General features: G+C 46.5%; 18 protein-coding genes and 1 pseudogene. 1 reads left to right on the top strand and 18 read right to left on the bottom strand.

The window, feature by feature from the left end:
• Positions 1–383: 383 nt before the first annotated feature.
• The 6 genes from B3M51_RS03145 to B3M51_RS14435 all read right to left on the bottom strand — a co-directional run bounded on the left by B3M51_RS03145 (position 384) and on the right by B3M51_RS14435 (position 3,856).
• Complete coding sequence (locus B3M51_RS03145; RefSeq protein WP_292756769.1) at positions 384–761, bottom strand: hypothetical protein; 378 nt, start codon at positions 759–761, stop codon at positions 384–386.
• A gap of 367 nt (positions 762–1,128) precedes the next feature.
• A complete protein-coding gene (locus tag B3M51_RS03150) occupies positions 1,129–1,626 on the bottom strand; it encodes a transposase (protein ID WP_292756771.1) in 498 nt (165 codons plus the stop codon).
• 136 nt (positions 1,627–1,762) lie between these two features.
• Complete coding sequence (locus B3M51_RS03155) at positions 1,763–2,176, bottom strand: hypothetical protein (protein ID WP_292756773.1); 414 nt, start codon at positions 2,174–2,176, stop codon at positions 1,763–1,765.
• A gap of 94 nt (positions 2,177–2,270) precedes the next feature.
• On the bottom strand, positions 2,271–2,573 hold the full coding sequence (locus tag B3M51_RS03160; protein ID WP_292756775.1) for a hypothetical protein: 303 nt from the start codon (positions 2,571–2,573) through the stop codon (positions 2,271–2,273).
• Between the two features lie 166 nt (positions 2,574–2,739).
• Complete coding sequence (locus tag B3M51_RS03165; protein WP_292756777.1) at positions 2,740–3,279, bottom strand: hypothetical protein; 540 nt, start codon at positions 3,277–3,279, stop codon at positions 2,740–2,742.
• 172 nt (positions 3,280–3,451) lie between these two features.
• Positions 3,452–3,856: a GFA family protein gene (locus tag B3M51_RS14435; protein WP_366945460.1), complete on the bottom strand. Its 405-nt coding sequence runs from the start codon at positions 3,854–3,856 to the stop codon at positions 3,452–3,454.
• A gap of 290 nt (positions 3,857–4,146) precedes the next feature.
• On the opposite strand from B3M51_RS14435, the pseudogene B3M51_RS03170 reads away from it, so the two are divergent.
• Positions 4,147–4,883: pseudogene (locus tag B3M51_RS03170) on the top strand (tyrosine-type recombinase/integrase).
• 9 nt (positions 4,884–4,892) lie between these two features.
• Here B3M51_RS03170 and lysS read toward each other — a convergent pair.
• The 12 genes from lysS to B3M51_RS03230 all read right to left on the bottom strand — a co-directional run.
• Positions 4,893–6,386 carry a lysine--tRNA ligase gene (gene lysS, locus B3M51_RS03175; protein WP_292756779.1) on the bottom strand — a complete coding sequence of 498 codons (1,494 nt, stop codon included), beginning with the start codon at positions 6,384–6,386 and terminating at the stop codon, positions 4,893–4,895.
• A gap of 11 nt (positions 6,387–6,397) precedes the next feature.
• A protein-coding gene (prfB, locus tag B3M51_RS03180) for a peptide chain release factor 2 (RefSeq protein ID WP_292756781.1) occupies positions 6,398–7,475 on the bottom strand; the annotation gives its coding sequence in 2 pieces (ribosomal slippage) (positions 6,398–7,420 and positions 7,422–7,475; 1,077 coding nt in all).
• Between the two features lie 88 nt (positions 7,476–7,563).
• Positions 7,564–8,397, bottom strand: coding sequence for a peptidoglycan DD-metalloendopeptidase family protein (locus tag B3M51_RS03185; protein WP_292756783.1), 834 nt, complete (start codon positions 8,395–8,397; stop codon positions 7,564–7,566).
• A 1-nt stretch (position 8,398) separates the two neighbouring features.
• Complete coding sequence (locus B3M51_RS03190) at positions 8,399–8,974, bottom strand: YqaA family protein (protein ID WP_292756785.1); 576 nt, start codon at positions 8,972–8,974, stop codon at positions 8,399–8,401.
• Positions 8,971–9,633 carry a protein-L-isoaspartate(D-aspartate) O-methyltransferase gene (locus B3M51_RS03195; protein ID WP_292400600.1) on the bottom strand — a complete coding sequence of 221 codons (663 nt, stop codon included), beginning with the start codon at positions 9,631–9,633 and terminating at the stop codon, positions 8,971–8,973. Before B3M51_RS03195 ends, B3M51_RS03190 begins: the two co-directional genes overlap by 4 nt.
• The gene (gene surE, locus B3M51_RS03200) at positions 9,630–10,382 is read right to left on the bottom strand and encodes a 5'/3'-nucleotidase SurE (protein ID WP_292480255.1); all 753 of its coding nucleotides are present in this window, start codon (positions 10,380–10,382) and stop codon (positions 9,630–9,632) included. Before surE ends, B3M51_RS03195 begins: the two co-directional genes overlap by 4 nt.
• Positions 10,383–10,497: 115 nt before the next feature.
• Positions 10,498–13,299: a formate dehydrogenase subunit alpha gene (gene fdhF / locus B3M51_RS03205; protein WP_292756787.1), complete on the bottom strand. Its 2,802-nt coding sequence runs from the start codon at positions 13,297–13,299 to the stop codon at positions 10,498–10,500.
• A complete protein-coding gene (locus B3M51_RS03210; RefSeq protein ID WP_292756789.1) occupies positions 13,299–14,996 on the bottom strand; it encodes an NAD(P)H-dependent oxidoreductase subunit E in 1,698 nt (565 codons plus the stop codon). The genes fdhF and B3M51_RS03210 overlap by 1 nt, the downstream gene beginning before the upstream one ends.
• A gap of 334 nt (positions 14,997–15,330) precedes the next feature.
• Complete coding sequence (locus B3M51_RS03215) at positions 15,331–16,338, bottom strand: formate dehydrogenase subunit gamma (protein WP_292756790.1); 1,008 nt, start codon at positions 16,336–16,338, stop codon at positions 15,331–15,333.
• Between the two features lie 10 nt (positions 16,339–16,348).
• Positions 16,349–16,528 carry a hypothetical protein gene (locus B3M51_RS03220; protein ID WP_292756792.1) on the bottom strand — a complete coding sequence of 60 codons (180 nt, stop codon included), beginning with the start codon at positions 16,526–16,528 and terminating at the stop codon, positions 16,349–16,351.
• Between the two features lie 2 nt (positions 16,529–16,530).
• Positions 16,531–17,115: a formate dehydrogenase FDH3 subunit beta gene (gene fdh3B, locus B3M51_RS03225; protein WP_292353481.1), complete on the bottom strand. Its 585-nt coding sequence runs from the start codon at positions 17,113–17,115 to the stop codon at positions 16,531–16,533.
• A 17-nt stretch (positions 17,116–17,132) separates the two neighbouring features.
• Positions 17,133–19,676: formate dehydrogenase subunit alpha (locus B3M51_RS03230; protein WP_292756794.1), on the bottom strand; the 2,544-nt coding region annotated here is incomplete at its 5' end.

Consider the following 19,676-nt stretch of genomic DNA (forward strand, 5'->3'; position numbering starts at 1 on the left):
GACCCCAAATATCTAAAGTTTTCATCTCCAAGAGCCTCTCCTCGAAGAGTGGCTCAGAACCAAACCAAATCAAGTTGGCTGACCCCTTGATTTTTACACCGCGGTCCATTTACTGTTATGTAGCTTAGCTGGGTTTATTCGATTCATAGCAATGCCTAGTGACAATATTATCTAATTCAAGATTAACATGACACGATTGCAAATAAACACCCTTCCTAAATAATGCTTGAGCGGTTTCGGCTGGCGTTAAAAGATCTCACACAACGACACTTCATTGGCTGAAATAATAGTGGCTAATAAGTGGCTTAGAGTAGAGTAAAATCAAACGCTCTGACCCGATTGATTAGATTCATTGATTATGGCTAATTACCAAATTCCTTTAATTAGTTAAAAAATTGACGTCGAACAGAAGGAAGCAACAATAAAGTCAGGAAAGCGATAAAAAGCACAATAAAAATAATCATCATCGTGGGCAGGGTTGCCTCACTCGATGAGATTTTCAATGCACTAGAACTGATACCAAATAGTTGATATATACAAGCGGCTAAGCCTAGCCACCATGACCATCTATATAAGTTAATCAGACCCCAGCCAATGATTAACGAAGTGAAAAACGCTATCCATGTTTTAGGTAAGCTAAGACTGTATTGCAAAGTGTATAAATTATCTGAGATAAGATAGTGAACAAAAATGCCACCCATGAAAGTGATGGCATAAATAATCGCAATTATTCCAGCAAGCCTCGCATTTACGTTTTGCATAATTGTTTTCATCCTTGAAACTATATCTATGACGATTGGTGGTTAATTAATGCGTGTTTTTAAAACACGCGATACTCATTATTGATCAAGAGGCCAGCCAATTTGATTTAGCTTTTTAATCAAAAGGATCAGAGTCAATTGATAATTAAATTAAATCTTTCGTTTTTCTCTGAAATTGTACGAACGCCGATCCCCGCCTCGTTTTAGTGGTTCTACTCGCGTGTTCAGTAACTCCCCGACTTCATCTTTGAACTTCGCATTACCAAGGATCCATCCTTTATTAGTACTAAACCGGATCTGGTCAGTCAATTTTTGATCAACAGCCTCAGTAAATAATTCACGATAGCGTATTCGTCTGGCTGGTGCATCATCGGCCAATGCATAAATATGCAGGGTGTGGTGTAACTAAATTATCATCCAATCCCAGAGCATTATATTGATAGCTAGACCATCGATAATCTTCTGGATAAGCATGCATACCAGCACGTATCGGATTCATCTCTATATATCGATAACAAGTTAAAGCGTAACGTTCCGTATCTACAATAGTGGATTTATAACGGCCTTCCCACAAAGTAGCAGTACGTTTATAACAATAATTAAAATACTGTACATATCGACGTCCAACGCTTTGGATAACCTTACCAATCGCACCCTCTTCTGTTGGTATCATCAATAAATGAACATGATTTGTCATCAATACCCATGCGTGAATACTACAGCGATATTTCGATACCGCTTCAGAAAGTAGCTCTAGGTAAAAAAGATAATCATCTTCTGCTACAAAAATAACCTGTCGGTTATTTCCACGAATGATGACGTGTTGAAGATATCCAGGAAGATCCAGACTAGGTCGTCTGGCCATGTTCAAATCCTTATGAACGAAGTTGTTTTTTACTAATTAAAATTCACTTTTAATTAATTTTCAATTGACTCTGACCCTTTTGTTCTCTTACTGTGCTTTATTCATTCGTCTTCCATATAACGCCGACGAAAACCGGTCAATTTGAAGGTATTGTTAAAGGCAGGCTATCGACCTGTGAGGCTTGCCAGACAAAGACTTGACCGTAAGTTACGACGGAGCCAACAAGTTCTCCGTTGATATATTTTACTTTATGCAAAGGAGCCCAAGCTTGTTCGGACTTGGTGGTGCCAGAATTCATTAGCAGCAGCTCATTCCCATTATTTACCATCTCTGAGAGCGAAAACTGGCTCTCAAAATCAAATTGATCTTTATAGTAACCAGAAACCTCTCCTTCATTTTCGGTTATCTCGAAATACTTCGGATATTTAATCTCACCATAATAGGTTTCTGGCATATCGACCTTATATACTTGCCACTTTCCCACGAAGTCACTTGCTATAGCAAATTTCGTTAGTAAACACAGAATCAGTGTGGCAATAACTTTATTCATGGTTACCCTCTAACGCCAAGATAAAAAGCGCCACTTTTCAGGCGTCGTAGCACGCTTTTTTGCGGACAGTTTTTGATATTTTTGTTATGTGTTTTTAATGAATGCATATAGGTCTTTCTTTTTTGTAAACCTCTCCATCGAAATAACTTCCTCCAATGAAGCACCAACCTTGATTTTCGATGTACGATTTGGATGTATTGACTGAGATTTTATTTTCTTCATTCTTACCTATTAGAGCCCGCCACCAACGCCCTGATTTTGTATGTTGCGGCTCCTCAATTAAGTATTTTATCCACTTGGTTCCACAATGCTTACAAGTATCGATTGTAATTTCGCCAAGACCATCCTCACCAACGTCTATGGAATCGAAATCCAAATAGAAAAAAGGTGGTTTCATGCACTTACACTTATCGGACATGTTTACTCGCACATATAAAAGCGTGTTAATGAGGTCGCCCACTCATAATAATTATTAGCGGGCGGCCTTTTAATTCGGAGGCAAATCAAACACTCTGACCCCATTGATTTACTCATTGATTTATCAAAATCAGTCCATTTCATGGTTAATCAAGCACCTCAACCTTCACCGCCTTGCATTCAAACCGATTACTGGATATTGCCTTAACTTGTATTTTGCTCAAATGAACTTTCATTCCTTTTTGTAACGTTTTTCCGTTTTCCATCAGTGACTTGATCATTGATGGCTCAATACGCGCTGTACTTGCACATTTTTCTTTCCATTTCGGATGTGATGGTGCGTCAATGATATGTCTAGCCCTGCCAGCATTATGTCGATATATGCCTACAACATCATTACCAAACCACCACGAACCTGAAGGAAGATAATCTGGATCGGCTTTCGATTGATAGGGTGTATTCGTAAATTTTTTGTTGTGTTCAGCATCACACTGCTCTCCAAGCTTAGCCGTTTTACCTGCCTCTTGTTGCTTAGCGGCCGCAAGACAAAAGCGCCAACAGAGTTTGTATCCGTGCTCAATACATTGGTCTGCCTTGTCCCGATAAGAAAGTGTGTCTGCAAACACTGTATTACCATAAATAAGTAATACCACCAAAACGTAACTCGGAAATAACATGAACTTCATCAACAACTCCTTTGCCTAATTGTTAGGTTTACTTTCGTGATCTGTAAAACATTTGTCAGAACTTGCATGCACATAACGCTGCCATAAACGGCGCGAGCTTGCGAGCGTCCGGCGACCGTAGGGAGTGAATTTCATGGCATTGTTAGGCCAACCTTCATTGCGACTCATTGACTCAATAACCTTTAGATGGCGGACCTTCTGGATACTGGGGAAGACTATCTGCGATCTTTAGCCACGGTTGTTTTGAAGAGACCCAAAAGTGCATATCTGGCTCGAAAAGTGACGGTTCATCTAGGCTGCCAACCGTCAGACCAATGACTCCCGCAGAAGCACGGCGGGAAAATATACTTGAACCGCAACGAGAGCAAGAACCTCGTTCAAGGGTTTCTGAAGAATAAAAGGTCATAATTGGGCCAGTGATAGACACGTCATCAATACGCAGTAACACACAGGCGTTAAAAGCAGCCCCGATAGCCTTCTGACATTCGCTGCAGTGACACACTCTCTGATTCAATGGATCAGCCGTTGTCTCGTAACGAACGGCTTTGCATAAGCACCCGCCACGAAATCTTGTCATTTACTAAGCCCCCAATGCGTACGGCCTAAAACCAGTCTGTTAATGAGGTCTGCGACCTCATAATAATTATTAACGTGAATGGATCATAAATATAATGAACAAATCTCACACCAAATAAGCTATTGAAATATCTACTTTTTTTCAGGTAAGATTTTACTGAATTAATTAATCGTAAATGATTCACGATTAATTTTCTGGCATAGCCATGGTTGGCTGCGTATTTCCAGAACTTCAAGGAGGAGGTCATTTCCATGTCATCATCACCATTTCTCAATTCCATTAGTGAATTTATGTTAGTTCGGCGATATAGCCGCAGAACCATTGACTCGTACCTTTATTGGATAAAGTATTTCATAGTTTTCAATAAGAAAAAACATCCTAGCGAAATGGGTGACAATGAGGTGGAGGCATTTCTAACGCATCTTGCTGTTCAACGTAACGTGGCGGCTGCAACACAGGGAATTGCACTTAATGCATTAGTATTCCTCTACAACAAAGTGCTGGAGAAACCTCTAAATCAAATCGGCGATTTCAAACGTTCATCCAGACAACGGAAACTGACAACAGTACTGACTCGTGAAGAGGTATCCGCTTTGTTGTCACAACTGGAAAGTGTACATTTATTAATGGCATCAATTCTCTACGGCTCTGGCCTGCGCCGAATGGAGTTGGTTCGGTTGAGAGTAAAGGATGTTGATCTTGATAATTTTCAAATACAAGTTTGGAATGGCAAAGGTTTTAAACATCGTCTAGTGACACTGGCGCCGGAGTTGAAAGAGGCCATCATTTTGATGAAACAAATGTAAACAAGATATTACGAACTGCCAGCCAAAAAGCAGGAATTGAAAAACAAGTTGGAAGTCACACGCTTCGTCACTCCTTCGCAACACACTTGCTGCAATCCGGTGCAGATATTCGCACGGTTCAACAGCAATTAGGACATGCCGATGTGAAAACAACTGAGATTTATACTCATCTACTCAAACAAGGTGCTCATGGAGTAAAAAGCCCATTGAGCACCCTGTAAGCTTGTTAATTACTCAGGCCGCATATGCGGAAACAGCAACACATCTCTAATTGACGGTGAATCAGTCAACAACATCACCAACCGATCAATGCCAATCCCCTCGCCTGCTGTTGGCGGCATACCGTATTCCAAAGCCCGGATATAGTCGGCGTCGTAGTGCATGGCTTCGATATCGCCGGCATCTTTTTCGGCGACTTGGGCTTTGAAACGTTCGGCTTGATCTTCGGCGTCATTTAATTCCGAGAAGCCATTGGCGATTTCACGGCCACCAACGAAGAATTCAAAGCGGTCGGTGACAAACGGGTCGTTATCACTGCGTCTTGCTAATGGTGAAACTTCGGTTGGGTAGGCGGTAATAAAGGTCGGTTGCATCAGTTGATGCTCGACGGTTTTTTCGAAGATTTCGATTTGTACTTTGCCAAGGCCATAGCTGTCTTTAAGCGGAATGCCCAAACCTTGAGCGACTTCTCTGGCGGCTTCGATTGTGTCGAGTTGTTCGGCTTTCAGATCCGGGTTGAAATGCAGGATGGAATCTTTGACGGTCATGCGATCAAACGGCTGGGCAAAATCAATATCCAGACCTTGGTAATGTACCTGGCTGCTGCCCAATACATTCTGGGTCACGGTACGCAGCATATCTTCGGTGAGATCCATCAGATCATTAAAATCGGCATAGGCCTGATAAAACTCAACCATGGTGAATTCTGGATTATGGCGAGTCGACAGTCCTTCGTTACGGAAATTACGGTTGATTTCAAACACGCGTTCAAAGCCGCCGACAATCAGTCGTTTCAGATACAGTTCCGGTGCGATACGCAGGAACAGGTCCATATCCAAAGCATTGTGATACGTGGTGAACGGTCTGGCTGTGGCACCGCCGGGAATGGCTTGCATCATTGGCGTTTCGACTTCGAGGTAGTCTTTGTCCATCAGATAACGACGCACGCCATCAATGACTTTGGTGCGAATCCGGAAGGTTTCACGGCTGGCTTCGTTCATGATCAGATCGACGTAACGCTGGCGATAGCGTGTTTCCATATCGGACAGGCCGTGGAATTTTTCCGGTAATGGACGCAGTGATTTGGTCAGTAATTTGATGGTTTCAACATGTATCGACAACTCGCCCTTTTGGGTACGGAATAAGGTACCTTCGGCAGCGATGATGTCACCGTTATCCCAGGTTTTGAATTGAGGATAGACACCTTCAGGCAATTCATCACGCGCTACATAGAGCTGAATATCACCGGACATATCACGCACGGTGGCAAAGCTGGCTTTACCCATCACCCGTTTGGTCATCATTCGACCGGCAATCGCTACGCGAAGTGGTTTTTCCTTAAGCTGATCCACATCCCACTCGGCATATTCGGTTTGTAACTCGCCGTTCATCACATTACGACGGAAGTCATTGGGGAAGGCATTGCCTTGCTCACGAATGGTCGCCAGTTTTTCACGACGTTGGGCAATCAGTCGGTTTTCGTCAAATTCTGTTTCTTGGGTCATGTTGGATTCGCTTATAAACCTGATTTGAGTGAGGCTTCAATGAATTGATCCAGATCGCCATCCAGAACAGCCTGCGTGTTTCCGGTTTCGACACCGGTACGTAAATCTTTGATGCGTGATTGATCGAGTACATAGGAGCGGATTTGACTGCCCCAGCCGATATCCGATTTGGATTCTTCGGCGGCTTGTTTGACTTCGTTTTGCTTTTGTAATTCCAGCTCATACAGTTTGGCGCGTAACTGGCTCATCGCCTGGTCACGGTTTTTATGTTGTGAGCGTTCCATCTGACATTGCACCACGGTGTTGGTCGGTACGTGAGTAATACGTACCGCTGAGTCGGTAGTGTTGACGTGCTGACCACCCGCACCACTTGAGCGGTAGGTATCAATACGTAAATCAGACGGATTAATGTCGATTTCGATGGTGTCATCGACTTCGGGATAGACAAACACCGAGGCAAATGAGGTATGACGACGGGCACCGGAATCAAATGGCGATTTACGTACCAAGCGGTGTACACCAGTTTCGGTACGTAACATGCCAAAGGCATATTCACCTTCAAAACGGATGGTCGCACTTTTCACACCAGCAACGTCACCTGCAGAGACTTCCATCAAGGTGACTTTGTAATCCTGAGCTTCACCCCAGCGTAAATACATACGCAAGATGATATTGGCCCAATCCTGTGCTTCAGTACCGCCCGAACCGGATTGAATATCCAGATAAGCGCTATTGTGATCCAGTTTGCCGGAGAACATGCGCTGAAATTCGAGTTTTTCCAAACCTTTTTCCAATGCATCCAAATCGGCATTCACTGCATTGAAGGTGTCTTCGTCGTTTTCTTCTACAGCGAGTTCGAGCAAGTCTTTGGCGTCATCCAGCACTTCACTGTGTGAAGACAGAGTTTTGACAATGCGCTCGAGGCTAGAGCGTTCCTGCCCCAGTTTCTGAGCGTTTTCCGGATTATTCCAGACATTGGGATCTTCCAGCTCACGGGTGACTTCAACTAGGCGTTCTGCCTTGGTATCGAAGTCAAAGATACCCCCTGAGATCGTCACTGCGATCACGGAGAGTTTTAATTCGTTGCATCGTCGCGCCGAGTTCCACGCTAGTACCTCATTGAAATTAGTTGATAAAGCTGCCGCAGCAAACCCGTTATTGTAACGGATAATGCCGCTTATTGTTTAGGCAGAAAGCGGATTGGATCGACAGGTTTGCCGTTACGGCGGATTTCGAAATGCAATTGTTCGACCTGGGTGCCGGACCGACCCAGTGTGGCAATGCGCTGACCACTTTTCACCGTATCGCCCTCTTTGACCAGCAACGTATCATTGTGGGCATAGGCGCTTAGATAGACATCATTATGTTTGATGATCAGCAAATTACCATAGCGCGGCAAGCCATCACCGCTGTAGACCACCTTGCCGTCTGCAGCTGCCAGAATAGGCTGCCCGGGTTTGCCGAGAATATTTATGCCTTTGCGGCCAGCGGCAGATTCTGAAAACGTGGACACCACTCTGCCTTCAGTCGGCCAACGCCAGATAAGACTTTCATTGCCTGAGGTCAGCGCTGGTGATGACGAAGGCTTAGGCGTGGAGGGTTTCGCCTGGGGTGTCTGCGTGGCGGTAGATGGCCGTGACGGTTGGGCGGTGGTTGAGGGCCGCGTGACCGAAGGTGATGAAGGCCGGCTAGGACTTGGTTTTACAGTCCCCGGACGGGTGGTGGAAGCGGTGGTGACCGACTTACCATCGAATTTGATTTTTTGTCCGACATAAATTGTATAAGGCGGGCGGATGCCGTTGATACGTGCAACATCACGATAGTCCATGCCATAGCGGAAGCTGATTGAATACAGCGTATCGCCTTTTCTGACGGTATAGCTGTTTGGCGCTGGTGCCGGGGAAGGACGTTGCTGATATCTACCCGAATCTTCCCTGCCGATCGGCGCTAATGCATTGTTACCGCTGCAAGCAGTTAACGTAAGCATTAGCACAATGAACAGCCGTTTCATATCAGACAAATATCAGATAAGCCAGAAGCAACAGACCGACCGTTATCCAGCCTAGTCGATCCACCCACAGATGTAATTTTTCTTCAAACGGTTGACCGCCCCATTTCATTAAACCAGCGACCAGGAAAAATCGCATACCACGACCAATCAACGAACCCAGAATAAACGGTAATAACAACATCCCCACCGCACCGGAAGCAATGGTAAATATCTTGTACGGGATTGGTGTAAAGCCAGCTAAAAAGATTGCCCAGAAACCGTACTCAGCAAACCATTGTTGAGCTGTTTCATAGGCTTCAGTATAGCCAAATTGAATAATCCAGGGCTCAACCATTTGCAGGGCAAACAGGCCAATCAAATACCCCAGTAAACCGCCTAATACGGAAGCTATTGTAGTTAAGCCAGCATAAAACCAGGCTTTATCAGGTCTGGCCAGCGACATTGGTGCCAGCATCACATCGGGTGGTATCAGGAAAAAAGATGATTCAGAAAAGCTGACTAATGCCAGCCAATAGGTGGCATGTTTATGCCTTGCCCATTGCATGACTTTTGCGTAAAGCCCTGAAAATAATTTCATCCAATCTGTCCAGTTAAAAGCGGGACAAAACTGACGGCATCCCATTCCGTTTCTTCAAATTTACCACCCACCCGATCAATCACTTTCAGGATCTGTCCCTTGCTGCCACCGACTGGAATTACCAATCGTCCACCGGGCGCAAGCTGCTCCAACAAGGTGGGCGGTATGTGTTCTGCACCACAGGTGACGATAATACCGTCATAGGGACCATTTTCCGGCCAGCCCCAATTACCATCACTGTGTTTGAGGCGAATATTATTAAGCTTTAAGAGATAAAAACGTTCTCTGGCCTGCTTGAGTAATGGCGCAATGCGCTCAACACTGAAGACTCTTGGAACTAATGCAGAAAGCACTGCCGTCTGATAGCCAGAGCCGGTACCGATTTCCAATACCTTATTCCTGGGTCCACCCTGCAGCAGAATTTCGGTCATTCGCGCCACAATGTAGGGTTGCGAAATGGTCTGGCCCAGGCCTATTGGCAGTGCCGTATCTTCATATGCTCTGCTGGCTAACGCCTCGTCGACAAATAAATGTCGGGGGCACTGCCGCATTACTGTTAACAGTTGAATATTCTGGATACCACGCTCCTGCAGACGCTGGATCAGTCGATCCCGAGTCCTTTGCGAGGTCATCCCTATTCCACGTGGATCGGCGATCATGGCAAAGTGCTTTCCAACCATCTTGAGACGCCATCAATCGCATCGTATCGGGTTAAATCAATTTGCAACGGTGTCACCGATACCGCACCACGACGAATCGCATCAAAATCGGTGCCCGGACCTGCATCCTGCTCAGCTCCGGCAGGTCCTATCCAATACAGTGGTCGACCACGCGGATCAAATTCTTTAATCACGGGCTCTGCTTTATGCCGATGACCAAGACGGGTACTTTCAAAACCAATAATTTCTTCTATTGGCAGATCTGGCACATTCACATTGAGAATAGTATCAGCAGGTAATGCTACCGATTTAAGTCTTTCGACTAACTGTTGGGCCACCCAGCCAGCTGTTTCGTAGTGTTTTCCTTCGAAGCTCGCCAATGAAATAGCAATCGCCGGCAATCCCAGAAAGCGCCCTTCCATCGCGGCAGCCACGGTGCCTGAATACAGCACATCATCACCAAGATTGGCTCCTGCATTAATGCCTGAAACCACCATGTCGGGTTCATCTTCCAGTAAACCGGTAATGGCCAGATGTACACAGTCAGTGGGTGTACCTTCTACGCGATAAACACCATCTTCCATCCGGTCCAGCCGTAGGGGATTTTCCAATGTCAGGGAGTTGCTGGCACCACTGCGGTTACGGTCTGGCGCAACCACCGTGATTTCCCCCAGACCGGCAAGCGAGCGTGCCAGCGTACGGATACCCTTTGCCATGTAGCCGTCGTCGTTACTTATGAGGATTTTCATTTATTTTTTTTGACCTGTTGCGTCAAGAGATTATTCGCCGCTATCTTAGCAAGAATGCGAGCTTATGACATAAAAAAGGGCATGAAAACATGCCCTTTTGTGAACCTACCCTCAATCACTGCCTAAGTTTATTTACGGCTTGACCACCACCATAGCTATGAAACTTCAAGGGTTCCCCACCCGGTGTGACTTTCACCGCGCAATACTTGAACTCCGGAATTTTGGCCGCCGGATCCAAAGCTGCGTTTGAGAGTTTGTTTACCGCCGCCTCGTAATAACAGAAGGCCATAAATATCGCTCCGGTTGGCACCGCTTCATCAACCCTTGCCACTACGGACACTGCACCGCGACGAGTGGATAAGGTCACCATCTCACCCGGTCTGACATTCATTTCATCCAGTGTGAGTGGATGAATGGTGGCCACGGCTTCAGGTTCCAGTGCATCGAGTACATTGGAACGACGGGTCATTGAACCGGTATGCCAATGTTCCAGCATACGGCCAGTAATTAGAATGTACGGATATTCTTCGTCAGGACGTTCATCCGGTTCAACAATATCCGCTGGAACAAACAGACCACGACCATCAGTTGTCGGAAAACTATCTGTGAAAATAATCGGTTCACCTGGATCACCCTCCTGTTCACATGGATAAACCACACCGTGTTCACGTTCGAGACGTTCCCAGGTAATCCCACCCATGGAAGGAACCGCTTTACGAATTTCGTCAAACACTTCTTTGGGTCCATCGTAATGCCAGTCCAGCCCCATTCGCTGGGCGATCTGCTGAATGATCCATAAATCCTGACGGGCATCTCCCGGCATTGGAATGGCTTTGCGTCCCATTTGCACCAGACGATCCGTGTTAGTGAAAGTACCGGTTTTTTCCGGAAAGCCTGACGCAGGCAAAATAACATCCGCCAGATAAGCAGTTTCGGTCAGGAAGATATCCTGTACCACCATAATATCAAGCTCAGACAGAGCTTCACGGGCATGATTGGCATCCGGATCGGACATCGCCGGGTTTTCACCCATGATATACAGACCGTTCAAATTACCCGCATGAATCGCATCCATGATTTCCACAACGGTAAGCCCCGGTTTTGAATCAATCTCGGAGCCCCATAATTGTTCCAGATTATGCCGGGCATCATCGTCAGTGACTTTGTAATAATCCGGCAGACGCATTGGAATAAGCCCCATATCTGATGCACCCTGAACATTATTCTGTCCACGCAATGGATGCAGGCCGGTACCCGGACGCCCGATCTGACCCGTCATTAATGCCAGTGAAATCAGGCAACGGGCATTATCAGTACCATGAACATGTTGCGAAACGCCCATGCCCCAAAGAATCATCGCTGCATCTGCTTTCGCATAAAGCCGCGCGACTTCTCTTAAGGTTTGTGCAGGAATGCCACAAATCGGTTCCATCAATTCCGGCGTGTATTTCTGTAGGTGTTTTTTCATATCTTCGAAGCCTTGCGTACGCTCGGCAACAAAGTTTTGATCGACCAGATTTTCTTCGACAATGACATGCATGATGGCATTGAGCATCGGCACGTCACTGCCCGGCTTAAAGGCCAGATGATGCGTCGCCTCACGGGAAAGTTCAGTGGTTCGTGGATCCAGCAGAATCAATTTGGTCCCGGAACGCAACGCATTTTTCATCCACGTTGCACCTACCGGATGATTCACCGTCGGATTCGCACCAATCAACACAATCACATCAGCTTTATCAACATCGGCAACCGGGTTGGATACCGCACCGGAGCCAAGACATTCAAGCAAGGCCACAACAGATGAGGCATGGCAAAGACGAGTACAGTGATCGACATTGTTGGTTTTAAAACCGGTACGAACCAGTTTCTGAAACAGATACGCTTCTTCGTTACTACCTTTGGCACTGCCGAAACCGGCTAATGCATTGGGGCCTTTTTGATCACGGATCTTCATAAAACCCTGAGCAGCCATATCCAACGCTTCTTCCCAGGTAGCTTCACGGAAGATTTTGTCGATATCGTTTGGTTCCATCGTAAATTCACCGTTTTTCGGTGCACCTTCACGGCGGATAAGCGGTTTGGTCAGGCGATGCGGATGATGTACATAGTCAAACCCATAACGGCCTTTCACACATAAACGACCATGGTTCGCCGGGCCATCACGGCCTTCAACGTACAGAATTTTATCGTCTTTAATATTGTAGGTAAGCTGACAACCCACACCACAATACGGACAAACCGATTCAACCTGACGATCCGGTTCAACCATGCCTACTTCATTGGCAGGCATCAATGCACCGGTTGGACAGGCCTGAACACATTCACCACAGGCAACACAGGTGCTTTCACCCATCGGGTCATCAAGATCAAAGACAATTTCGGTATGACTACCGCGCATTGCCAGACCAATGACATCGTTATTCTGTTCATCACGACAGGCACGAACACAACGGGTACATTGGATACAGGCATCCATATTAACGGCAATACCGGGATGCGAAAGATCAGGCGCTACTGATTTGCGGGGCTGAAATCGTGGTGTACTGATTTCAAGTTTACCTGCCCAGTAATCGAGTTCGGAATGCAGCGTATGCGGCTTTTCGGAAACATCAGATTTGAGCAGTTCCAGTACCATTTTTTGCGAATGCAAAGCACGTTCGCTATTGGTCTGCACTTTCATATCATTGCCGGGATAACGGCAGCATGAAGGCGCTAGAACACGCTCACCTTCAACTTCCACCATGCATGACCGGCAGTTTCCATCCTGTCCTTCACGCTCGGAATAACATAAATGCGGGATTTCAATGCCTTCGCGCTCGGCAATTTTTAAAATTGTTTCATCGGCACGGGCACTGATTTTCTGGCCGTTAAGCGTAAATTCGACTATTTCTACGCTGTCTTGTAATTGAGTGGCCATTATTTCAACTCCTCAGGGAAATACTTGACGACGCTACGCAGCGGATTTGGAGCAGCCTGCCCCAGACCACAAATCGACGCATCTACCATTACTTGAGACAACTCTTCGAGCAATGGTTCGTCCCATTTAGACTGTTTCATTAAGTTGACCGCTTTGGCGGTGCCGACACGACAAGGCGTACATTGGCCACAGGACTCGTCCTCAAAGAAACGCATTGCATTGACAGCCAAATCGCGTGCTCTGTCTTTATTGGAAAACACAATCACTGCAGCCGAGCCGATAAAACTGCCATGTTCATGCAGGGTGTCAAAATCCAGAGGCACATCACCTAACGACGCAGGCAAAATTCCGCCTGACGCACCGCCGGGGAAATAGCCATAAAACTCATGACCTTGAATCATACCGCCACAATATTCATCAATCAGTTCCCGCATCGTGATACCTGCGGGTGCCAGATGCACGCCCGGATTATTGACACGGCCGCTGACAGAAAATGAACGCAGGCCCTTACGACCATGACGTCCATGATCGGTAAAACATTCGGGGCCTTTTTCAAGAATATCGCGAACCCAATAAAGCGATTCCATATTATGTTCCAGCGTCGGCCGACCGAATAACCCGACTTGAGCAACAAACGGTGGACGCAAGCGAGGCATACCACGTTTACCCTCAATGGATTCAATCATCGCTGACTCTTCGCCGCAAATATAGGCACCGGCTCCACGTCGTAAATGAATCGTTGGCAGGTTGGTTACCGGAGGGTGCGACCGCAGTTTAGCAAGCTCCTGTTCCAGCATCACACGGATAGCGGCATATTCATCACGCAGATAAATATAAATTTCATTGATGTCCACTGCCCAGGCGGCAATCAGCATGCCTTCCAGAAAACAGTGTGGATCGCGATCCAGATAATATTTGTCTTTAAACGTACCCGGCTCGCCTTCATCGATATTGACGGCCATTAATCTCGGGGCAGGTTGATCACGAACAATTCGCCATTTACGACCGACCGGGAAACCAGCGCCGCCCAAGCCACGCAGGCCTGAGTCATCCATCATGTCGAGTACTTTATCGACATCATGCTGGCCGGCCATACACTGTTGATATATAGAATAACCACCGTTTGCTACATATTGTTCAAACAAAATTGGTTCAATGGTTTCCGGTTCAGTGACGCCCTGTTCAACCAACGCATCAACTTTTTGCACATCGGCAAATTCCACCGGATGCATACCTACAACAGCAACAGGTGCTTTATCACAGCGACCGATACAGGGAACCCGCTGAACCCGGACTTTTTCGCCCATGGCGGTTTCAAGAGAATCAATCAGGCCTTCAGCTCCGGCCATTTCACAACTCATTGAATCACAGACGCGAACGGTTAAATCGGCAGGAACCGCGTCACCTTCTTTAATCACATCAAAATGATGGTAGAAAGTGGCGACCTCATAGACTTCAGCACGAGACAGTTTCATTTCATACGCCAGCGCGACTAAATGTGCTGCTGAGATATGTTTGTAGAAATCCTGGATTTTATGTAGATGCTCTATCAGTAAATCTTTTTGTCTGGATGCATTACCGAGTAATTCACGCACTTCTGCCAATGCTTTTGGCTCAATCTGTCTACCTTTACTGGTAATACGTGATCGCTTGGTCTTTTTTCCAGTTGCTTGAGCATTGATGGTTTGCTCGGTCATTAACTGCCTCTCTCACTTCGTAGCCTGCATTGGCTTTTTATAATAAAAATCCAGTCAAAACTATCATGGCTAACTGCTGATGTGAAGCCTGATGACAAGCAAAAATCAAAGCGAAATCAAGCTTTTGTTTAAAGATAAGATTGGGAGCTTTTGCGAGAGTTCAAAAACGCACTAAATAAATGCACAATGCCTGAACCGGCACGTTTCTCGTGCGCTGCTAGCAGGAAAATTGATCCAATATGGATCATGAAGATATTTTGTCTATGGCTTCAAAAAAACAACAGCCAACCCGTTTTTGCGGATTGGCTGATAACAGGTATCTGATTTGCGCAAATTACTGACGTGTATTTTGCTGCTCTTGCTCGACTTCTTTTAACCAAAGATCGTGATGCTGTTCGGCCCAGGCAACATCAACATGACCGGTGGTCATGCCTTCCAGAGCGCCTTCGGTTCCGATGGTGCCGATATAGATATGGCCCAGCGAAAATGCCATCAGTAACATCGCGGTCAGAATATGAATCAGATGGGCGCCAATGATGACTTCACGTTCCTGTCCAAAATTAGGGAAATCCAGCACCAGCCCTGAAAAACACAATGCCACGCCTGCTGTTGCCAACGTCCAGAACCAGGCTTTTTCACCACCATTGAACTTGCCTGCAGAAGGATGCTTGTCTCCTACCATACCGCCGAAGGCTTTAAACCATTCGATATCAACCTTGGTAAACAAATTATTTTTGAACCATTTGATGAGGATAATAAACAAAGCCACCATAAACACCGGGCCAAGAACATTATGTATCCATTTGGCTGCAGTGGCATAGGCCGAAAACCCCGGATATCCCAATAGCGGAATCAAGGCCAAACGTCCATACAAAAGGCTGAGCCCAGTAATTGCCAGCAGGATAAATAATGTGGCTGTCGTCCAATGCAGACGACGCTCGTTCAACGTCCAGCGTTGGACGGTATTACCGGTACGGGGATGGGTTAATTTAATCTCGCCTCGCCAAAAATAAAACGCAGCGAGAATAACCAGCACACCACTGAGCAACCATGCACCATAAGTAGCAATCGGGCCATTACGCAGCTGACGCCAGTTTTGACCGGCACCCTGGATCAGTTCATTGGTTTCCTGACCTTTAACAGCGCTATAACCTTCTTGGTTTTCACGCACCTGTCGCCAGGTATCAGAACGGGGATTGGTCTGCTCATCTACTGCTGGCTGCTCAGTCATATTGACATACAGATAGCCGGTTAACGGCAATATCAGAATTGCCAATACAATGATCAACATCGCCCAAAGCGATGTTTTTTTACGATTATTCATAGCAGCAGTTGCAGACATGCCTTCTCCGTTAGCGATCCGTTTGTACGCTGTTGAAACGCTGCTTCAGTACTTCTGCGCGTTCATCTGCTGATAGAGCATGATTGTCTTCACTACCTTTATACACGCCAGCTTTATGCATGGTTACATCAGTATCTTCGTAACAAGCAGTCAGCAGAAAGGCGCCAAGCATTAAAACAAGCAGTCTCATGATTAATCCTTGTAGGCTGTTGCCCAACCCCAGTTATCCGGACGACCACCACGACGAACCACGCGGCTGCGGAACAAATCAGCAACGATATCACCATCACCGGCAATTAATGCTTTGGTAGAACACATCTCAGCACACAATGGTAATTTACCCTCGGCCAGACGGTTACGGCCATATTTTTCAACTTCTTCAGCCGAGTTATCTTCTTCAGGGCCGCCAGCACAGAAAGTACATTTGTCCATTTTGCCACGTGCGCCAAAGGCACCTTCCTGTGGATATTGCGGCGCGCCAAACGGACAGGCATAAAAGCAGTAACCACAACCGATGCAGATATCTTTGTCATGCAAAACCACACCATCATCGGTGGTGTAAAAACAATCAACAGGACAGACAGCCTGACAAGGTGCATCGGTACAATGCATGCAGGCAACTGAGATAGATTTTTCACCTGGAATACCATCGTCAATGGTGACTACACGACGACGATTAATTCCCCAGGGTACTTCATGTTCATTTTTACAGGCAGTGACACAGGCATTGCATTCAATACAACGCTCGGCATCACACAAAAACTTCATTCGAGCCATTTAGCAATCCCCTTAATCTAGGCAGCACGGATACGACACAGAGAAACTTTGGTTTCCTGCATCGCCGTTACGGAGTCATAACCATAAGTGAATACGGTGTTACAAGATTCACCTCGAACATGTGGCACAGTGCCTTCAGGATACTTATCAATCAAATCTTTACCCTGGTAATGTCCACCAAAATGGAACGGCATAAACACAACACCCCGTTCAACACGTTCAGTCACCATGGCCATTACTTTTATGGTGCCACCTTCAGGTCCATCGACCCAAACCTGTTCACCATTTTTAATACCTGCATTGTTCGCATCAGCCGGGTTGATTTCGATAAACATATCCTGCTGCAATTCAGCCAGCCATGGATTGGAGCGGGTTTCTTCACCACCCCCTTCATATTCCACCAAACGGCCACTGGTCATAATCAGTGGGAAGTCTTTACTGAAATCTGTCGCTTGAATTGAACCGTAGCGTGTCGGCAGACGATAGAAGCTGCGACGATCTTCGTAGGTTGGATATTTCTCCACCAAATCACGACGTGTTGTATAGAGCGGTTCACGATGAATAGGCACTGGATCCGGGAACTGCCAGACGATAGCTCGGGCTTTGGCATTACCATATGGAGCGCAGCCATGCTTGATCGCTACACGTTGAATACCGCCTGATAAATCCGTTTTCCAGTTCCGCCCTTCGGCTTCAGCTTTTTCTTCCTCGGTCAGATCATCCCACCAGCCCAATTCTTTAAGCATTAAGTCGGTAAATTCAGGATAACCATCCGTGAGTTCAGCGCCAACGGTGCTGGAACCTTCTTCAGATAGCAGATTAACGCCATCGCGTTCCACACCGAAACGGGCACGGAATGGACCACCGCCCTCTGCCACCGGTGTCGAGTTGTCATACAGAATATGACTACCCGGATGCTTCATTTCCGGTGGACCCCAGCATGGCCATGGCAGACCGTAAATCTCACCATCACATGGCCCCCCCTCAGCTTTCAAAGTGGTGGTGTTGAAGGTATGCAGATTTTCCGATTGCAGTTTGAGGCGCTCTGGTGATTGGCCGGTGTAACCCACCGCCCACATGCCCCTGTTGTATTCACGGGTAATATCTTCAATTAATGGTTCTTCACCATTCACGGTAATCTGGTTGCAAAGCTCTTTTTCAAAACCGAATTTTTTGGCGAATTTATACATGATCGTGTGATCAGGCAAAGATTCAAACAATGGTTTGATAATCTGGAAACGCCATTGCACTGAACGGTTCGATGATGTCAGTGAACCATAAGTCTCAAATTGTGTAGCAGCCGGCAACAGATATACGCCGTCAGTGCGATCGTTCATTACTGCTGAAACGGTAGGATAAGGATCGACCACCACCAGCAGATCCAGTTTTTCCATGGCTTGTTTCATTTCCGGGCCACGGGTCTGACTGTTGGGAGCGTGTCCCCATAAAACCATGGCTTTAATGGCATCATTCTGGTCGATGCTATCTTTGTCTTCCAACACACCATCGATCCAGCGAGAAACAGTAATACCGTTGGTGTACATCGGTGAAACCGCCGTGCCATCGATTTCTTCGTATTTACTTTGATCAAATTTTTGTTTCAGCCAGTCCAGCTCAACATCCCAGACACGAGCCCAATGCTGCCAGGCTCCTTCAGCCAGTCCGTAATAACCGGGAAGACTATTGGAAACCACACCAAAATCAGTGGCTCCCTGAACATTGTCGTGACCACGGAAAATATTGGTTCCGCCACCGGATACACCCATATTACCGAGCGCCAGTTGCAGGATACATAAAGCACGGGTATTGCTGTTACCAACGGTATGCTGAGTTATACCCATGCACCAGATCACAGTGCCGGGACGATGTTCAGCCATAGTTTTAGCCGCCTGATAAACATCGGCTTCTTTGGCTCCGCTGACTTTTTCAACTTCTGCAGGTGGCCAGTTAGCGACTTCCTTACGGATTTCGTCCATTCCGTAAACGCGCTGTTCGATAAAGCTTTTATCTTCCCAGCCATTCTCAAAAATATGCCAGAGCATGCCCCAGACAAACGGGATATCAGAACCGCTACGAATACGAATAAATTGATCGGCGTGGGCAGCTGTACGACTGAAGCGCGGATCAACAACAATAACCGGTGCACCACGTTCTTTACCGCGGAAAATATGCTGTAGTGAAACAGGATGGGCTTCGGCCGGATTGGCACCGATAATGAAAATCGCTTTGGAATTATGAATATCGTTGTAGGAATTGGTCATTGCCCCGTAGCCCCAGGTGTTTGCAACACCGGCAACTGTGGTGGAATGACAGATCCGCGCCTGATGATCGACGTTGTTGGTGCCCCAGAACGCGGCAAACTTGCGGAACAGATAAGCCTGTTCATTGCTGAATTTTGCTGACCCCAGCCAGTAAACTGAGTCCGGACCAGATGTTTCGCGAATGTTCAGCATCTGCGTGCCGATTTCATCAATGGCTTGTTCCCATGACACACGCTGCCATTTGCCATCGACTTTTTTCATTGGGTATTTGAGTCGTTTGTCACCATGACCATGTTCACG

This window comes from Methylophaga sp. UBA2689, assembly GCA_002354555.1.
Classification (GTDB): domain Bacteria; phylum Pseudomonadota; class Gammaproteobacteria; order Nitrosococcales; family Methylophagaceae; genus Methylophaga.

Coding starts and splice junctions, on each gene's coding strand:
- B3M51_RS03145 (WP_292756769.1), bottom strand. CDS start 761: ATGCAAAACGTAAATGCGAGGCTTGCTGGAATAATTGCGATTATTTAT.
- B3M51_RS03150 (WP_292756771.1), bottom strand. CDS start 1,626: ATGGCCAGACGACCTAGTCTGGATCTTCCTGGATATCTTCAACACGTC.
- B3M51_RS03155 (WP_292756773.1), bottom strand. CDS start 2,176: ATGAATAAAGTTATTGCCACACTGATTCTGTGTTTACTAACGAAATTT.
- B3M51_RS03160 (WP_292756775.1), bottom strand. CDS start 2,573: ATGAAACCACCTTTTTTCTATTTGGATTTCGATTCCATAGACGTTGGT.
- B3M51_RS03165 (WP_292756777.1), bottom strand. CDS start 3,279: ATGAAGTTCATGTTATTTCCGAGTTACGTTTTGGTGGTATTACTTATT.
- B3M51_RS14435 (WP_366945460.1), bottom strand. CDS start 3,856: ATGACAAGATTTCGTGGCGGGTGCTTATGCAAAGCCGTTCGTTACGAG.
- lysS (WP_292756779.1), bottom strand. CDS start 6,386: ATGACCCAAGAAACAGAATTTGACGAAAACCGACTGATTGCCCAACGT.
- B3M51_RS03185 (WP_292756783.1), bottom strand. CDS start 8,397: ATGAAACGGCTGTTCATTGTGCTAATGCTTACGTTAACTGCTTGCAGC.
- B3M51_RS03190 (WP_292756785.1), bottom strand. CDS start 8,974: ATGAAATTATTTTCAGGGCTTTACGCAAAAGTCATGCAATGGGCAAGG.
- B3M51_RS03195 (WP_292400600.1), bottom strand. CDS start 9,633: ATGATCGCCGATCCACGTGGAATAGGGATGACCTCGCAAAGGACTCGG.
- surE (WP_292480255.1), bottom strand. CDS start 10,382: ATGAAAATCCTCATAAGTAACGACGACGGCTACATGGCAAAGGGTATC.
- fdhF (WP_292756787.1), bottom strand. CDS start 13,299: ATGGCCACTCAATTACAAGACAGCGTAGAAATAGTCGAATTTACGCTT.
- B3M51_RS03210 (WP_292756789.1), bottom strand. CDS start 14,996: ATGACCGAGCAAACCATCAATGCTCAAGCAACTGGAAAAAAGACCAAG.
- B3M51_RS03215 (WP_292756790.1), bottom strand. CDS start 16,338: ATGTCTGCAACTGCTGCTATGAATAATCGTAAAAAAACATCGCTTTGG.
- B3M51_RS03220 (WP_292756792.1), bottom strand. CDS start 16,528: ATGAGACTGCTTGTTTTAATGCTTGGCGCCTTTCTGCTGACTGCTTGT.
- fdh3B (WP_292353481.1), bottom strand. CDS start 17,115: ATGGCTCGAATGAAGTTTTTGTGTGATGCCGAGCGTTGTATTGAATGC.